Raw genomic sequence first — 215 nt, 5'->3', positions numbered from 1 at the left:
TCTTGGGTTGTCTGATAACCACAGTGAATGGGGTCTGTCGTTACAGACCTTCGAAAGAAGCCAAAGCGAAATTCATGCGTACCTTGAAACGCTTGACTAAACGTAAACGAGCAGGGAAGTTTGATGAGATTGTCAAAGAAATAAACAGCAGAACAAGAGGCTGGATTAATTATTTCGGCACAGGCTTCATCAAATCATTCGTGAAGAAAGTGGAG

General features: G+C 42.3%; 1 protein-coding gene. It reads left to right on the top strand.

Annotated elements, in window-relative coordinates; all coding sequences use genetic code 11:
* Window positions 1-215, top strand: a 215-nt coding sequence (locus ACYQ2O_RS13945) for a group II intron maturase-specific domain-containing protein (RefSeq protein WP_459796897.1), incomplete at both ends; no start/stop codon positions are given.

This window comes from Alkalibacterium sp. m-11, assembly GCF_054658155.1.
Note: the sequence above shows the minus strand (reverse complement) of the source record. Positions and strands in the feature narration are given on the sequence as shown.